The 15,286-nt window shown below is 63.7% G+C and carries 14 protein-coding genes; 3 read left to right on the forward strand and 11 right to left on the reverse strand.

The genetic code is table 11. From position 1 onward, the window contains the following. The first annotated feature begins 3 nt into the window (after window positions 1–3). The gene (locus ACH79_RS14960) at window positions 4–1,629 is read left to right on the forward strand and encodes an ABC transporter ATP-binding protein (protein WP_161851717.1); all 1,626 of its coding nucleotides are present in this window, start codon (window positions 4–6) and stop codon (window positions 1,627–1,629) included. A gap of 138 nt (window positions 1,630–1,767) precedes the next feature. Here the strand turns inward: ACH79_RS14960 and ACH79_RS14965 are convergent, their stop codons facing one another. Next, entirely contained in the window at window positions 1,768–2,610 is an 843-nt protein-coding gene (locus tag ACH79_RS14965; RefSeq protein ID WP_161851718.1) for an NlpC/P60 family protein, read from the reverse strand. Beyond that, window positions 2,603–3,985: a M17 family metallopeptidase gene (locus tag ACH79_RS14970; protein WP_161851719.1), complete on the reverse strand. Its 1,383-nt coding sequence runs from the start codon at window positions 3,983–3,985 to the stop codon at window positions 2,603–2,605. Before ACH79_RS14970 ends, ACH79_RS14965 begins: the two co-directional genes overlap by 8 nt. Window positions 3,986–4,125: 140 nt before the next feature. Between ACH79_RS14970 and ACH79_RS14975 the strand changes: the two genes are divergently transcribed. Then, window positions 4,126–4,962 (forward strand): tetratricopeptide repeat protein, encoded by an 837-nt coding sequence (locus ACH79_RS14975; protein ID WP_161851720.1) that lies wholly within the window; start codon window positions 4,126–4,128, stop codon window positions 4,960–4,962. A gap of 369 nt (window positions 4,963–5,331) precedes the next feature. On the opposite strand, the gene ACH79_RS14980 is transcribed toward ACH79_RS14975, so the two are convergent. The 9 genes from ACH79_RS14980 to ACH79_RS15020 form a co-directional block, all read right to left on the reverse strand. Next, entirely contained in the window at window positions 5,332–6,306 is a 975-nt protein-coding gene (locus ACH79_RS14980) for a type II secretion system F family protein (protein WP_161851721.1), read from the reverse strand. 10 nt (window positions 6,307–6,316) lie between these two features. Beyond that, on the reverse strand, window positions 6,317–7,288 hold the full coding sequence (locus ACH79_RS14985) for a type II secretion system F family protein (RefSeq protein ID WP_161851722.1): 972 nt from the start codon (window positions 7,286–7,288) through the stop codon (window positions 6,317–6,319). Between the two features lie 14 nt (window positions 7,289–7,302). Continuing rightward, a complete protein-coding gene (locus tag ACH79_RS14990; RefSeq protein ID WP_161851723.1) occupies window positions 7,303–8,769 on the reverse strand; it encodes a CpaF family protein in 1,467 nt (488 codons plus the stop codon). 22 nt (window positions 8,770–8,791) lie between these two features. Further along, entirely contained in the window at window positions 8,792–10,066 is a 1,275-nt protein-coding gene (locus tag ACH79_RS14995) for an AAA family ATPase (RefSeq protein WP_161851724.1), read from the reverse strand. Beyond that, window positions 10,063–10,818, reverse strand: a complete 756-nt coding sequence (locus ACH79_RS15000) for a CpaD family pilus assembly protein (protein ID WP_161851725.1) — start codon at window positions 10,816–10,818, stop codon at window positions 10,063–10,065. Before ACH79_RS15000 ends, ACH79_RS14995 begins: the two co-directional genes overlap by 4 nt. Before the next feature lie 9 nt (window positions 10,819–10,827). Then, window positions 10,828–12,279: a type II and III secretion system protein family protein gene (locus ACH79_RS15005; protein WP_371419403.1), complete on the reverse strand. Its 1,452-nt coding sequence runs from the start codon at window positions 12,277–12,279 to the stop codon at window positions 10,828–10,830. A gap of 41 nt (window positions 12,280–12,320) precedes the next feature. Continuing rightward, window positions 12,321–13,112: a Flp pilus assembly protein CpaB gene (gene cpaB, locus ACH79_RS15010; RefSeq protein WP_161851727.1), complete on the reverse strand. Its 792-nt coding sequence runs from the start codon at window positions 13,110–13,112 to the stop codon at window positions 12,321–12,323. 126 nt (window positions 13,113–13,238) lie between these two features. Beyond that, on the reverse strand, window positions 13,239–13,763 hold the full coding sequence (locus tag ACH79_RS15015; RefSeq protein WP_161851728.1) for a prepilin peptidase: 525 nt from the start codon (window positions 13,761–13,763) through the stop codon (window positions 13,239–13,241). Between the two features lie 204 nt (window positions 13,764–13,967). Next, complete coding sequence (locus ACH79_RS15020; RefSeq protein ID WP_057858333.1) at window positions 13,968–14,132, reverse strand: Flp family type IVb pilin; 165 nt, start codon at window positions 14,130–14,132, stop codon at window positions 13,968–13,970. Between the two features lie 309 nt (window positions 14,133–14,441). Between ACH79_RS15020 and ACH79_RS15025 the strand changes: the two genes are divergently transcribed. After that, window positions 14,442–15,269, forward strand: coding sequence for a sterol desaturase family protein (locus ACH79_RS15025; RefSeq protein ID WP_161851729.1), 828 nt, complete (start codon window positions 14,442–14,444; stop codon window positions 15,267–15,269). Window positions 15,270–15,286 lie beyond the last annotated feature (17 nt).

The following is a 15,286-nucleotide window of genomic DNA, read 5'->3' on the forward strand; positions in this document are numbered from 1 at the left end:
GACATGGACGCCATCAACCAGCCGCTGCTCGATGTCCGCGATCTCTCGGTCGCGTTCGGCAACAGCATTGCCGTCGATCATGTGTCGTTCTCGATCAAGCGCGGCGAGTGCGTGGCGCTGGTCGGTGAATCCGGCTCCGGCAAGTCCGTCAGCGCGCTGTCGGTGCTGAAGCTGCTGCCTTATCCGGCCGCCTCGCATCCCTCCGGCACAATCCATTTCCAGGGGCGCGAGCTGCTCAATGCCTCGGAGCGCGAGATGCGCGAAATCCGCGGCAACGACATCTCGATCATTTTTCAGGAGCCGATGACCTCGCTCAATCCGCTCCACACCATCGAGGCGCAGATCGGGGAAATTCTCTCGCTGCATAGGGGGATCGGCGGGTCGATGGCGCGGGCGCGGACGCTCGAATTGTTGACGCAGGTCGGCATTCCCGATCCGGAAACGAGGCTGCAAAGCTATCCGCACCAATTGTCCGGCGGCCAGCGCCAGCGCGTCATGATCGCGATGGCGCTCGCCAACGAACCGGACCTGTTGATCGCGGACGAGCCGACAACCGCGCTCGATGTCACGGTGCAGGCGCAGATCCTGGCGCTGCTCGCCGAGATCAGGTCGCGACTCGGCATGAGCATGCTGTTCATCACCCATGACCTCGGCATCGTCCGCCGCATCGCCGACGTCGTCTGCGTGATGAATTCAGGCAAGATCGTCGAACAGGGGCCGGTCGAGCAGGTCTTCACCGCACCGAAGCACGCCTATACGCGCGCGCTGCTCGCGGCCGAGCCCAAGCCCGACCCGGCGCCGCCGCGGCCCGAGGAGCCGGTGGTGATATCGGCCGACAATCTCAAGGTCTGGTTTCCGATCAAGCGCGGTCTGTTGCGCACGACCGTCGGCCACATCAAGGCGGTGGACGGCGTCAGCCTTGCGGTGCGCAAGGGCGAGACGCTTGGCGTCGTCGGCGAATCCGGCTCGGGCAAGACCACGCTGGGGCTGGCGCTGCTCCGGCTGATTTCCTCCGACGGACCGATCGTGTTCCTCGGCAACAACATCCAGGGCCTGCGCTTCAAGGCCATGCTGCCGCACCGCCGCGACATGCAGATCGTGTTTCAGGACCCGTTCGGCGCGCTGAGCCCGCGCATGTCGGTCGGCGATATCGTTGCCGAAGGGCTTTCCGTGCACCAGAAGTCGCTTTCGTATGAAGAACGCGAGGCGCGCGTCGTCAAGGCGCTGCGGGACGTCGGCCTCGACCCCGAGACGCGTTTCCGTTACCCGCATGAATTCTCCGGCGGCCAGCGCCAGCGCATCTCGATCGCGCGCGCGGTGGTGCTGGAGCCGAATTTCGTCGTGCTGGACGAGCCGACAAGCGCGCTCGACATGCTGTTCCAGGCGCAGATGGTCGATCTGTTGCGCGAACTGCAGCGCAAGCGCGACCTGACCTACATGTTCATCTCGCACGATCTGCGCGTCGTCGCTTCGCTGGCGAGCCATCTGATCGTGATGCGTCACGGCAAGGTGGTGGAGGAGGGGCCCGCTGCGGAGCTCTTCAAGAATCCGAAGAGCGACTACACCCGCGCGCTGTTCGCCGCTGCGTTCCGGATCGAGGCGGTGCCGGGCGATGCGGCCGCTACGTAGCGCGCTTTTGTCGGCATCCCGGCCTCATGGTTCGAGACGGCGCTTCGCGCCTCCTCACCATGAGGGTCCAATGTTCCGCTCATCCTGATGAGGGGCCTGCGCAGCAGGCGTCTCGAAGGATGAGGCCCTCTCTTTGCATCAGAGCCGCTTGATCGCCGTCACTTCGCTGCCGGCCGCCGTGATCCGCGCGATCGCTTCCCGCGTGCTCTCGATCAGGGTAGCCATGTGATGCGCATTGGCGTGGACGATAGTGTCGGCGTCGCGGACGATGGCGACGTGACCTTTCCAAAAGATCAGATCGCCGCGCTGCAACGTCTTCATCTCCGCCGCATCAAGCGACCGGCCGAGGCCGTCCTGTTGCATATCGCTATCGCGCGGGCAGCCGGTGCCGGCGGCGTTGAGCGAGATCTGGACGAGGCCGGAGCAATCGATGCCGAGGGAGCTCTTGCCGCCCCAGAGATAGGGCGTGCCGACGAAGCGTTCGGCGACCGCGACAAAATCCTTTTCGACGGCGTCGAGACTGCCGACATGGTGACGCGGCAGATACCAGCCTTCGCTGGTTATCGCGAAGGCACCGTCTTCGCGGATGACTGTCACCCTTGCGCCCGTCGTGAGCGTCTCGACCGGCGGCAGCTTGATCGAGGGGCCGGGAAAAGCATATGTGCGCAACGCGGTGATCTTGTGCGTCGGTGCGGCCACCGGCTTTGCCAGTGCGGCATCCGGAATCCAACCGACGTAGCCATCGCCGCTCAACTGCCCCCAGGCGAGCCCTTCGCCATGGCGGTCGTACACCGTGACGCGTTCGCCCTTCAGCGCCTGCGTCGCCATCATGGCGCCCGCAGCCGGTGTTTCCCACAGCGGCGCGATGGCCACAGCCACGCAAAATTCCTCGCCGTCGACGAAACGCGCGGCGTTCACCCTGCCTTCGAGATATTTTGCGGCGACCTCGGGCCGTGCCGGTGTCAGGCGCGGATCATGCATAGCGTTCGCTCAACAGTTTGTAGATCGCGCGCGCGGCCTGGCATTCGCCGCCTTCGGGGCGCGCGGGTTTCGCCGACGGCGTCCAGCCGTAAATATCGACATGCAGCCAGCTCTTTGCATCCGTCACGAAGCGCTGCAGGAACAGCGCGCAGGTGATCGAGCCGGCAAAGCCGCCCGACGGCGCGTTGTTGATGTCGGCGACCTTCGAATCCAGCCAGGAATCGTAAGGCGGCCACAGCGGCATTCGCCACAATGGATCGTTCTCCTGTTTCGCGTGGGCTGCGACGCTTTCGGCAAGCGTCTCATCGTGGGTGTAAAAGGGAGGTAAATCCGGCCCGAGCGCCACCCGCGCCGCACCCGTCAGGGTGCCGAGGTCGACCAACAGGTCGGGCTTCTCTTCGTCCGCCAGCGCCAGCGCATCCGCCAGCACCAGCCGTCCCTCGGCGTCGGTGTTGCCGATCTCCACCGTCGGCCCCTTGCGGGACTTGAAGATGTCGAGCGGACGGAAGGCGTTGCCGGCGACCGAGTTCTCCACCGCGGGAATCAGCACGCGCAGGCGGACCTTCAGTTTCGCATCCATCACCATCTGCGCCAGCGCCAGCACGTTGGCGGCGCCGCCCATGTCCTTTTTCATGATCAGCATGCCGCTGGACGGTTTTATGTCGAGCCCGCCGGTATCGAAACAGACGCCCTTGCCGACCAGTGTCACCTTGGGATGGGCGGGGTCGCCCCAGCTCAGATCGATCAGGCGCGGGGGGCGCGTCGAGGCCATGCCGACGGCGTAAACAAGCGGAAAGTTCTGTTTCAAGAGATCGTCGCCGACAATGCAACTGAAATTGGCGCCGAAGCGGGCCGCGAGCGCCTGCGCGGCATCAGCCAGTTGCTCCGGCCCCATGTCGTTCGACGGCGTATTGATCAGATCGCGCGCCAGCGCGGCTGCTTCCGCCATCCGCGCGATATCGGCGACATCGATGCCGTCGGGCGGCACCAGCCGAACGTCAGGCTTCTCCGCCTTGCGGTAGCGGCCGAAACGATAGCTCCCCAGCGCAAAGGCGAGCGTCGCCAGGCGCATGTCGTGTGGCGCGTTGGCAAAGCGATAGACGCCCGGCGGCAGCAGGCCGGGCAACGCACCGGGCCGGAACAGGTCGCGGGATTTGCTGCTCTCGTCCTCGAGCCCGAACACGACCTGCGCAATCTGCCCGTCGGGCCCGGGCAGCGTCAGGCATTTGCCGGGCTTGGCGGTGAATTCATTCGCAAGGGCAAACTGCCGCGCATGCTCGGGAAGGTCTTTGGCGATTGCGCTCCATCTCATTTTGGTGGCGAAGGTAATCGGAATGGCGGAGGCGGTGGGCGCGGTCTCGAACGGGAATGGCATGCTTGTCTCGCGAAGGGGACGGGGCAGGGCGGTGTAGTGAAGCTGGCATAGCACGGCCGATTAACCGGCCGTTAGGGTTAACACTCTATGGCTGGCTCGTACGGCTCCATTCGTCCGCCAATCCCGTGAGTTGAAGTGCCATGCGTCGACAGCCCCGCCACGCCGGATCTCTTGCCCGGTTCCTGACCTCGGCCGCCGTAACGGCGGCTCTGGCCGCAGGCCTTGGCGGCTGCCAGACCATGTCCGACATCACGGGGTCGCTGACCTCCTCGTCATCCAAGGCACAGGCCGTTCCCGACGATCCGCGCCGGGCGGCCGAGGTCTATGGCGAGCGATATCGTGCCAATCCCAAGGATGCCGAGGCGGCGCTGGGTTACGGCCAGGCGCTCCGCGCCACCGGTCAGCGGGCGCAGGCCGCCGCCGTGCTCGAACAGGCTACCATCGCCCATCCTGGCAACAAGGCGCTGCTCGCCGCCTATGGCCGCGCGCTCGCCGACAACGGTAATTCGCAGGCCGCGTTCGACGTGCTGAGCCGCGCCCATTCGCCGACCAATCCGGACTGGCGCATTCTTTCGGTGCAGGGCACCACGCTCGACAAGATGGCCAAGCACGAGGAGGCCCGCCGCTATTACACGGCTGCGCTGAAATTCGTGCCGGAAGAGCCGTCGGTGCTGTCCAATCTCGGCCTCTCCTACATGCTGACGCGGGAATTGTCGCAAGCCGAGGAAACGCTGCGGCGCGCCTATTCCAATCCGCGCGCCGACGGACGGGTGCGCCAGAATCTCGCGCTCGTCGTCGGCCTGCAGGGCCGCTTCACGGAGGCCGAGACCATCGCCAAGGGCGATCTGCCCGCCGACGAGGCGGCCGCCAACGTGGCTTACCTGCGGGAAATGCTGAGCCGCAAGGACAAGGACAATTCGCGTCCTCCCGGCAGCAAGGCGACCGTCCCGGTCGCGGCCCTCAACCGGCCGGATTGAGCATCGCGATCGCTATCGCTTGCGAATGCCGTCGCTTTTCAGAGACACAGCCGATCGACTTTGGCGAGGTGACCTCGAATGAGGTCATAGTCCCTGTTGAATAACCACGCGGGCAATTACTTCGGCTCCACTGTCCGAAAGAAATTTGTCCCTTCTCACGATTTCAAACGTCTTGATCGGGTAAGTACCGAAATCTGTTTCGTGGTGACGGTCGATCTCAGCGAGGAATGCAGGCGCGACCGGCTGGTCCGATTCCTAGGCGGCGTAACGCCAAACGCTAGCGCGCGATCGCTGGATCTGTGGCAGCCAACCGCTTCAGCAAGGCGGAAAGTCGCGCGGCGGCGGTTGGTGCCCAACGCGCCGCTCACCTCACGGCATCATCTGGAGCTTGATGTAGGTCGGTCCGAGAATGACGATGAACAGGCACGGCAGGAAGAACAGGATCATCGGCACGGTCAACTTCGGCGGCAGCGCGGCCGCCTTCTTCTCGGCCTCGGTCATCCGCATGTCGCGGTTTTCCTGCGCCATCACGCGCAGGCTCTGGCCGAGCGGGGTGCCGTAGCGTTCCGACTGCATCAGCGCCAGACAGACCGATTTCACGCCCTCGAGGCCGGTGCGCTTGGCGAGATTCTCGTAGGCCACCTTGCGGTCCTGCAGGTAGGACAGTTCCGCCGTGGTCAGCGCGAACTCCTCCGAAAGCGCGATCGATTGCGAGGCGATCTCGGCCGAGACCTTGCGGAAGGCGACTTCCACGGACATGCCGGACTCGATGCAGATCAGCAGGAGGTCGAGCGCGTCGGGAAAGGCGCGCTTGATGTTGAGCTGGCGCTTGCTGATGGCGTTCTTCAGGAACAACATCGGCGCCTGCAATCCGAGATAGGCGGCGCCGATGCAGATGCCGAGCTTGATCGTCAACGGCTTGTCCATCTGCGTGATCACGAACACGTAGAGAGCCGCGCCGAGGAACAGCACGATCGGCGTCACCGCGCGGGCGAACAGGAAGGTGACGTACGGCGCGTGGCCGCGGTAGCCGGCCATGATCAGCTTGTCGCGCGCGGCTTCCTGCGCCAGCCATTTGGTCAGGTTGAAGTCTTCCACCACCTTGGAAACGAGCTGCTTCGGGGTTTGCCGCAGCGACACCTTTTCCGACTTGTTGAGCCGCTCGCGCTCGCGCTGCCTGAGCCGCTCGCGCTCGCTGGCGACCGCCTTCATGCGCTTGGCAAGGCCTTCGCCGGCAAACAGCGGCATGATCAGCGTATAGGCGGTCGCGCTTGCTGCGATGGCGGCAAGCAGCATGGTCATGAACCGCGCATCGTGCATCTTGGCGATCACAATATCAATCATAGCCGTACCGTCAGAAATCGAAGTTGATCATTTTCTTCATCACCATGATGCCGATCGACATCCAGCCGACGCAGCACACCAGCATGAACTGGCCGATATGGTGGGTCCAAAGCAGCGAGATGTAGTCAGGCGTCGAAAGCCAGACCAGCAGCATCACGATCGGCGGCAGCGAGCCGATGATGCCGGCGGAGGCCTTTGCTTCCGTCGACATCGCCTGAATCTTCTCTGCCATCTTCTTGCGGTCGCGCAGCACCTTGGAGAGGTTGCCGAGCGCTTCCGACAAGTTGCCGCCGGACTTCTGCTGGATCGCGACCACGATGCCGAAGAAGTTCGCCTCCGGCACCGGCATCCGCTCGTACAGCCGCCCGCAGGCTTCGCCGAGCGGCATGCCGATGGTCTGCGTTTCGATGATGGCGTTGAACTCGCTCCTGAGCGGCTCCGGCGAGTCGGCCGCGACCACCTTGATCGATTCGAACAGCGGCAGACCGGCCTTGATGCCGCGCACGATGACGTCGACGGCATCGGGGAGCGCCTTCAGAAACGCCTTCTCGCGCCGTTTCTTGAGATAGCTGAGCAGCCATCGCGGCAGGCCGAGCCCCGTGCCGAAAGCCATCACGATGGCGCCCAGCGGGGAGCCGCCGACGACGAATGCAACCACGAAGCCGACCACGGCGAGGACGCCGGAAACGATCCAGAATTTCTGCGTCGTCCAGGACCCCAGGCCGGCCTGGGCGAGGCGGGTCGACAGCGCGACGGTCTTGTCCTTCTTGCGGCGGGCGTCGAGTTCCTTGAGCGATCCTTCGACCTGTTCGCGGCGCGAGCGCTGGCTCTTTTCGGCCTGGCGCGCCGGAGCGTCGTTCCGGGCGATCGAGGCGCGGCGCGATTCGGCCTTCCGCTCGCCCGACAGCAGCGGATAGATGAATACCCATGCCAGGCCGCCGAGGGCGGTGGCGGCGAGGAAGGCCAGTGCGAGTGCCTGCATGCTTGTTACCTTCCTCAAACTTTCTCGATGACTTCGGCGGCATCGAGCGCGGCCGCAAGCCGCTTCTCTTCGTTGTAGTATCGCGCGCGTTCCCAGAACTTCGGACGGCCGATGCCGGTCGAGCGGTGCCGTCCGATGATCTTGCCGTTCGCGTCTTCGCCCAGCATGTCATACAGGAACACGTCCTGGGTGATGATGGTGTCGCCTTCCATGCCCATCACCTCGGTGATGTGGGTGATGCGGCGTGAACCGTCGCGCAGGCGCGCGGCCTGCACGATGACGTCGATCGAGGCGCAGATCATCTCGCGGATGGTGCGCGAGGGCAGAGAGAAACCGCCCATCGTGATCATCGATTCGCAGCGCGACAGGGCTTCGCGGGGATTGTTGGCGTGCAACGTTCCCATCGAGCCGTCGTGGCCGGTGTTCATGGCCTGCAGCAGGTCGAACGCCTCGGGTCCGCGGACTTCGCCGACGATGATGCGTTCGGGGCGCATACGCAGGCAGTTGCGGACCAGCTCGCGCATCGTGACCTGGCCCTCGCCCTCGATGTTGGGCGGTCGGGTTTCCAGCCGCACCACGTGAGGCTGCTGCAATTGAAGCTCGGCGGCGTCCTCGCAGGTGATGACGCGCTCGTCATGCTCGATATAGTTGGTCAGGCAGTTCAACAGGGTGGTCTTGCCGGAGCCGGTGCCGCCGGAAATCAGCACGTTGCAGCGGACGCGGCCGATGATCTGCAGGATCTGCGCGCCTTCCGGCGAGATCGCGCCGAACTTGACCAGCTGGTCAAGCGTCAGCTTGTCCTTCTTGAACTTACGAATGGTGAGCGCAGGGCCGTCGATTGCCAGCGGCGGAACGATGGCGTTGACACGGCTGCCGTCGGCGAGGCGGGCGTCGCAGATCGGGGAGGATTCGTCGACACGCCGGCCGACCTGGCTGACGATGCGCTGGCAGATGTTGAGAAGCTGCTGGTTGTCGCGGAAGCGGATGCCGGTCTTCTGGATCTTGCCGCCAACTTCGATGAACACCGTGCCGGCGCCGTTGACCATGATGTCGGCGATGTCGTCGCGCGACAACAGCGGCTCCAGCGGGCCGTAGCCGAGCACGTCGTTGCAGATGTCGTCGAGCAGCTCTTCCTGCTCGGCAATCGACATCACGATGTTCTTGATCGCGATGATTTCGTTAACGATGTCGCGGATTTCCTCGCGCGCGGACTCGCCGTCGAGCTTGGCGAGCTGGGCAAGGTCGATCGCCTCGATCAAGGCGCCGAAGATGGTCGCCTTGACCTGGTAGTAATTGTCGGAACGCCGCGCCTCCATGGTGGGGGCGGGCGGTGGCGGCGCCTTGGGCGCGATTGGGGGCGAAGCGACGGCCGGCGCGGCCATCTCGCGCGCAACGACCGGCGCAGCCGCCGGCTCCGGCGCCTGAATGGCGGGTTTCATTACCCGCGTATCACTATCATTTCCGCTACGCTTACCGAACACGATGGCACTCCACGCGGGCTGTCTACTTCTTGGCCCGCAACTTCTCGATCAAAGGTGACAGCAACGAACTCTTCGGCTTCTTGGTCTCGCCGCGGCCGGTGAGCCGCTGCGCGATCTGCAGAAACATCTCGGTGGTGCGATGAGTCGCGGAGATTTCCGCGATCATCTGGCCGTTATTGGCGGCCGAGCCGAAGATTTGCGGCTCGAACGGGATGGTGGCGATCGGGTGGTTTTCGATCGCCTTGGCGAACTCGGCGGCGGGGATCTCCGGCCGCTTCGGGATGCCGACCTGGTTGAGGCAGTAGAGCGGCGCGCGGTCGTTTGGCCGCGATGCCTTCAGGAGGTCGAAGATGTTCTTGGTGTTGCGCAGATTGGCGAGATCGGGCGCCGCGACGATCAGGATGTCGTCGGCCGCGATCAAGGCGCGCTTGGTCCATCCCGACCATTGATGGGGAACGTCGAGCACGATGCAGGGCATGGTGGTGCGAAGCGTGTCGAAGATCGAATCGAATGCCTCGGCGCCGAAATCGTAGACACGGTCGAGCGTCGCCGGCGCCGCCAGCAGGCTGAGATGATCGGTGCATTTCGACAGCAGGCGGTCGAGGAACGCGGTATCGATCCGGTCGGGCGAGAACACCGCGTCCGCGATGCCCTGCGGCGGATCCTGGTTGTAGTCGAGCCCGGCGGTGCCGAAGGCTAGGTCGAGATCGGCGACCACCGAATCCAGCGCCAGATCGCGCGCGATCGCCCAGGCGACGTTGTGGGCAACGGTCGATGCGCCGACGCCGCCCTTGGCGCCGACGACGGCGATGATGCGGCCGACGGCCTTGGCTTCCGGCGACGAGAACAGGTTGCAGACCGAGCGCACGACGTCGATGGCGTTGACCGGGGCGATGACGTAGTCGCTGACGCCGCGGCGCACCAGTTCGCGATAGAGCATGACGTCGTTGATGCGCCCGACCACGATCACGCGGGTTCCGGCGTCGCAAACGGAGGCGAGCTGGTCGAGTCCGGCGAGAATGTCGTTGCGGCCTTCGGTCTCCAGGATGATGACGTTCGGGGTCGGGGCCGAGCGGTAGGCCTCGATGGCGGCGGCCATGCCGCCCATCTGGATCTTGAGATGGGCCTTGCCCAGGCGGCGGTCTTCGCCCGCCGACTGCACCGCGGCCGCGGTTTCCACCGTCTCGCAGAAGGCTTGCACCGACACCCGCGGCGCCGGCGCGATGTGATCCTCGGTCGACGGCGCCGTGATTTCCGGCTGCAGCTGTTCTGTATTCTGGCGCGAGTAAGTGATCATTTGCCGGTATCGCTGAGTTTGGCCTTGTCGGCCTCGGGATAGGTGGTCGTGGTTGTCATGCCCTTGCGATATTTGTCGAAGGCGATGGCACGGCGCGGCGTAAAGGCTGGTGTTTCGGGACGCGGCTGCGCGAGATCGGCCGGATTGTCGACCATCGCCGCAAGATTGCGCTGATTGGCGCAGCCGAAATTGTAATAGGACTTGTTGTCGAAGTAGCTCTTGTTGTTGATCGACGGGCCGAGATCCTCCGGCCACAGCCCGCATGGGCCGGCCACTGCCGAAATCTTTGGATAGTTGAGGCGGATCGCAGCCATATGCCTGGGATCTTCGGGACGATACCGGCGGACATTGACAGCCCGCGGCGGCACGCCGGCGGCGGAGAAGGTCGCCTGGATCTCGCGCAATGAATCCTCGGCCGCCCGCGCATTCGGCGTATTGACGGGGATGTCGACGCTGATCGCGCCAGTGCCTTCGCGAAGCCAGGTCTGGGCCAGGTACATGACGTCGGCGCGCTGGGATGCGGAAAGGCCGCCGCGTCCGCGACCGACGAAAACGACGATCGAGCGGTCGGCTTCCTGGACCGCGATCGGGTGGCGCAGGCGGTAATCCTCGGGAACGCTGGCCGTCGTCGCGGGGTCGACAACGGCATGCTTGCAGGCGCCGAGCGCCACGGAAAGACCGATCAGCGCTCCCGTCAGGCGGAGCGCGCGCTTGCGATCGGCGGGTCTTGGGAATGTGCTCTGTGATGTCATCGTCCCGCCTCAGTCCGTAATAAAGCCGTAGGTGCCGCGATAATTCCGTGCCTTTTCGACGCGGCCCGGAACGCCGTAGATGCGATTGATGCTGCCGAGCAAGTCGGCCTGCGGGTCCGCCGCGGCGGCAAAGCCGTCGTCGGGGCGCGATAGGTCCTTCTGCGCCACCGCGCGGACCACGTATGGCGTGACCAGAACCATCAGTTCGGTCTGGTTGTTGACGTAGTCGCGGCTGCGGAACAGCGAGCCGAGAACAGGCAGTTGCGCCAGGCCGGGCAGGCCGTTGATGGCCTGCTTGGTCTGCTCCGCGATCAAGCCCGCCATGGCCATCGCGCCGCCCGAGGGAATCTCCAGCGTGGTTTCCGCGCGGCGGGTCTTGATCGAGGGAATGGTCAGCGAGTTCGTCGAGTTGTTGCTGAGAGCCTGCGTCAGCGTGATCGAGTTGTCGTTCGACAGTTCCGACACCTCGGTCATGACGCGAAGGCTGATCCGTCCTTCGGTCATCACCACCGGCGTGAAGTTGAGCGAAATGCCGAACTTCTTGAATGAAATCTGGGTCGTACAGACGCGCGTGACGGGATCGCAGGCATAGCCCGCGGGAACGGGAAATTCGCCGCCGGCAACGAAGGTCGCGGATTCACCCGAGATCGCGGTCAAGTTGGGCTCGGCCAGCGTGCGGACGACGCCGGCGCTCTCCATCGCGCGCAGCGTAGCCGTCACTGACGAAGTACCTCCGAACGTTCCCTGTGCCGAATTGCCCGGGACCAGCGAACGACCGAGCGCGGTGAACGGATTGGCATTGGTGAAGTTCACGACCGAGGTGCCGTAATTGAAACTGGCCGTGAGATCGATGCCCAACTGCTTGATGATATTGCGGGAGACCTCAGCGACCGTCACCTTCAGCATCACCTGGTCGCGGCCGCGGACCGCGATCGAATTGACGACCTTTTCGCTGCCGCCGACGAGGCGGGCGGCAATGTCGGCAGCCTGTTGCGCTTCGATCGGGCTTGCTGCGCTGCCGGTCAGCACGACGCCGTCGCCGACGCCTTCGATCAGGATGTCCGAATTCGGCAGCGACTGCTTCAGCGCGGCGCGCACGCCGTTGAGGTCGCGCTTGACCGCAATGTCATAGGCTGCGATCTGCGCGCCGGTGGAATCGAAGAAAACGATGTTGGTCTGGCCGACCGCGGCGCCGATGATATAGGCGCGCTGGGTCGTCCGCACGACTGCGTTGGCGACCTTGGGATCGGCGACCAGCACGTCCTTGATCTCGCGCGGCAGATCGACCACCATCGATTTACCGATCCCGAGCGAAACGAAACGCGCGTTCATCTGTCCTTCGGCGCCGACCGGAGCCATGGCGCGATAGTCGCTCGCCACCACTGGCGTCAGCGCCGGATTGAGCGTGAGAGCAGCCACGGCCGAAAACGACAGGGCGCGGACGATGAACGTTCGCATCATCGGCTGAATTTCCCTGCACTTCATATCGTGCGTCCTTTCGGTCACTTCTGCATTGTCTGCTGGCTGGCGACGCCATAACGGATGACGTTGAAATTTTCGCCGCGCCTGTTGCGTTGTTGTTCGTCCAGATCATCGACCGCGTTGACGTCGGCGATGCTGCGCAGCGCCAGCGTCAGCGTGCCGCTCTGGCGCGACCGCGCCAGCGTCTCGGCCTGCTCGGGCTTCAGTTCGAGGGTGACGGTCTTGCCGACCAGCGAGTTGGCGCCTTCTTTTTCCTTCGGCGCCTGGTCGATCGCGAGAACGCGAACATTGGAGAGAATGATTTCCGAACTGGAGACGTCCGGACCTCTGCCGTTGGCACTCCTCTCGCGCTTGGTGAGAAGCACGTCGACGCGGTCGTTCGGCAGGATGAAGCCGCCGGCGCCGGTTTCCGGGGAAATTTCGGTGGAAATGGCGCGGTAGCCGGCCGGCAGGATCGCCGCCATGAAGCCTGAGCCGTCGGCTTTCACCAGCTTCTGCTCGCGAATCGGCTCGCCCGCGATGAACGGGGAGCGCGCGATCGAGCCGGTGATTTCGTTGATGGCGTCAGCCTTGCTGGCCTTGTTGATGAAGTTGCTGCTAGCGGTTGCGGCCGGCCACATCTGCCATTGCAGATCGTCCGGCTTGACCGACTGGCCGAGGCCGATATCCGATTTCGCGACGAGAATTTCGACGGTCGGCATCTGCGCGACCGGCGCCGGCGCTGGCTTGTCGTCGGACCCGCTGGCGAGATAGGCGGCAATGCCGCCGGCGACGATCGCGATGGCCAGAACCACTATGCGTGGCTTATTCATACGCTTCACTTTCCACATTACGCTGCGACGCTTCCGCCGCCGTGATGGGAGTTGACCAGCTATTCGTCAAAGCATGGTTAATGAGGCGTGTGTAAATTGCCTTAACGGAAAGTTAGCGACGCCGGATCAGCGCATGGCGAGGTGAGTGAGGTCGACCGCCTTGATCCATTCGGTCTCCGGATAGACGATCAGCGCGCCAAGCGCGAGGGCGATGCCGTAGGGGATTCCGCTCTGCTTGTCGTGCAGCCGGTTCAGCCAGGCTTGTCCCGTGAGGAAGGATGGCAGCGGCCATTGCCGGAACTGAATCAGCAGGATCGTCAGCGCGCCGCCGAGCAGCGAGACATAGAGCAAATAATTGAGCAGATGGTCGAAGCCGAACCATAGTGCCACGCTGGCTGCGACCTTGGCGTCGCCGCCGCCCATCCATCCCATCGCGAAGCAGCCAAAGGCCACCACCAGAACGGCGGCGCCGGCGCCGAAATGCAGAAGGATGTCGTGCAGGCTCATGCCGCCCAGCACCGCAAGCGCGATGAAGCCGGCAATCAGCGCCAGCGACACCCGGTTCGAAATCGTCATCGTGAACAGGTCGCTCGCGGCAGCGAACGCCATCAGGGCCGGAAACAGCAGGAGGCGGGCGGTATCGAGGATCATGAAATCACGCTTGCTACGGTTGACCGGGATGCAGGCTCTGGCTGAGCCTAGCCATGAGAAATGAACAATCGGGAAACAGCGGAACGTTGCGCGGGCATGCCGCTTCCGGCAGCCGGCCGTCAGCTCCGGCGCGTGCGCGCTCTGACGAAAAACGAAAAAGGCCCCGGCTTGCCGGGGCCTTTAACGCTAGCTCGCAGCCGTCGCTTACTTCAGCGAGCTCGAGATCGTGTTGAAGTTCGTCGACAGCTTGGTGCCGAGACCGTTGACGGCGGTAATGATCGCGATCGCGATGCCGGCGGCAATCAGACCGTACTCGATGGCGGTGGCGCCGGACTCATCCTTCACGAAACGCGAAACGAGATTCTTCATAGATGATAACTCCTGTGTACACGTGGCTGGTCGAACTTAAGTTTGGTCTCGCCGGCGTTCTCAGCACCGTGACCATGGGCGTCACCCTAGGGTGCGACAATTTCGGCGCAGTTAATTCGAACGTCGAAAAATGCTTGGAACTTGCTGTTATTGAGCACAGTAAACGCTGCATTAAAGCGTTCGATAAAAATACAGGTGCGCCTTCGAAGCGTCTTCGTCGCGATCGCTTGTGCCCGCCGGCTCCTTTGATTCACGGCTCCTTAAGCGCGAGCGGATACCCCTTTTCAGGTGTGATCGAGCGAGGCCGTCATGTCGAGTTTGCCAATGGAAGTCATCGAGGTGGTCGGCCAGACGATGGCGAAGGTCGTTCCGGTCACGATCGTGCTCGCCGTTGTGTTCACGGTGCTCTCGCATTTCTGGGCCTGCAATCCAGGCAAACCTTGGTGGCGCAAGCGCGAGCTCATTACCGACATCTGTTACTGGTTCTTCGTGCCGGTGTTTGCGCGCATCTTCCGCATCGGCCTGCTGGTGATCGGCGCTTCAGTCGTCTTCAACATTCACGAGGTCGACGAACTGATCGCATTCTACGACAACGGCCATGGACCGCTGGCGCGGCTTCCGCTCTGGATGCAGGCGATACTGTTCCTCGTCGCGTCCGACTTCATGCTGTATTGGCTGCACCGCATGTTTCACGGCGGCGGGTTCTGGAAATATCACGCCATCCATCATTCCTCGGAAGATCTCGAGTGGATCTCGGCGGCGCGGTTTCACCCCGTCAACCTGTTCATCGGAACGATCCTGGTCGACGTCATCCTGCTGATGGCGGGCATATCGCCCAACATCATGCTGTGGGTGGGGCCGTTCACGACCTTCCACTCCGCCTTCGTTCACGCCAACCTGAACTGGACGCTCGGGCCGTTCAAATATGTGCTGGCCACGCCGGTCTTCCATCGCTGGCATCACACCTCGCTGGAAGAGGGCGGCAACACCAATTTTGCGGGCACCTTCCCGCTCTGGGACATTCTGTTCGGAACGTTTCGCATGCCCGAGAACCGGCTGCCTGAAACTTACGGCGTGGACGACCAGAAGGTCCCGACCGAGATTGGCGGGCAACTGGCCTATCCATTTCGTCACTAGGACCGGCCGGTAATTCG

The sequence above is a fragment of the Bradyrhizobium sp. CCBAU 051011 genome (assembly GCF_009930815.1).
In the GTDB taxonomy this organism is placed as follows: domain Bacteria; phylum Pseudomonadota; class Alphaproteobacteria; order Rhizobiales; family Xanthobacteraceae; genus Bradyrhizobium.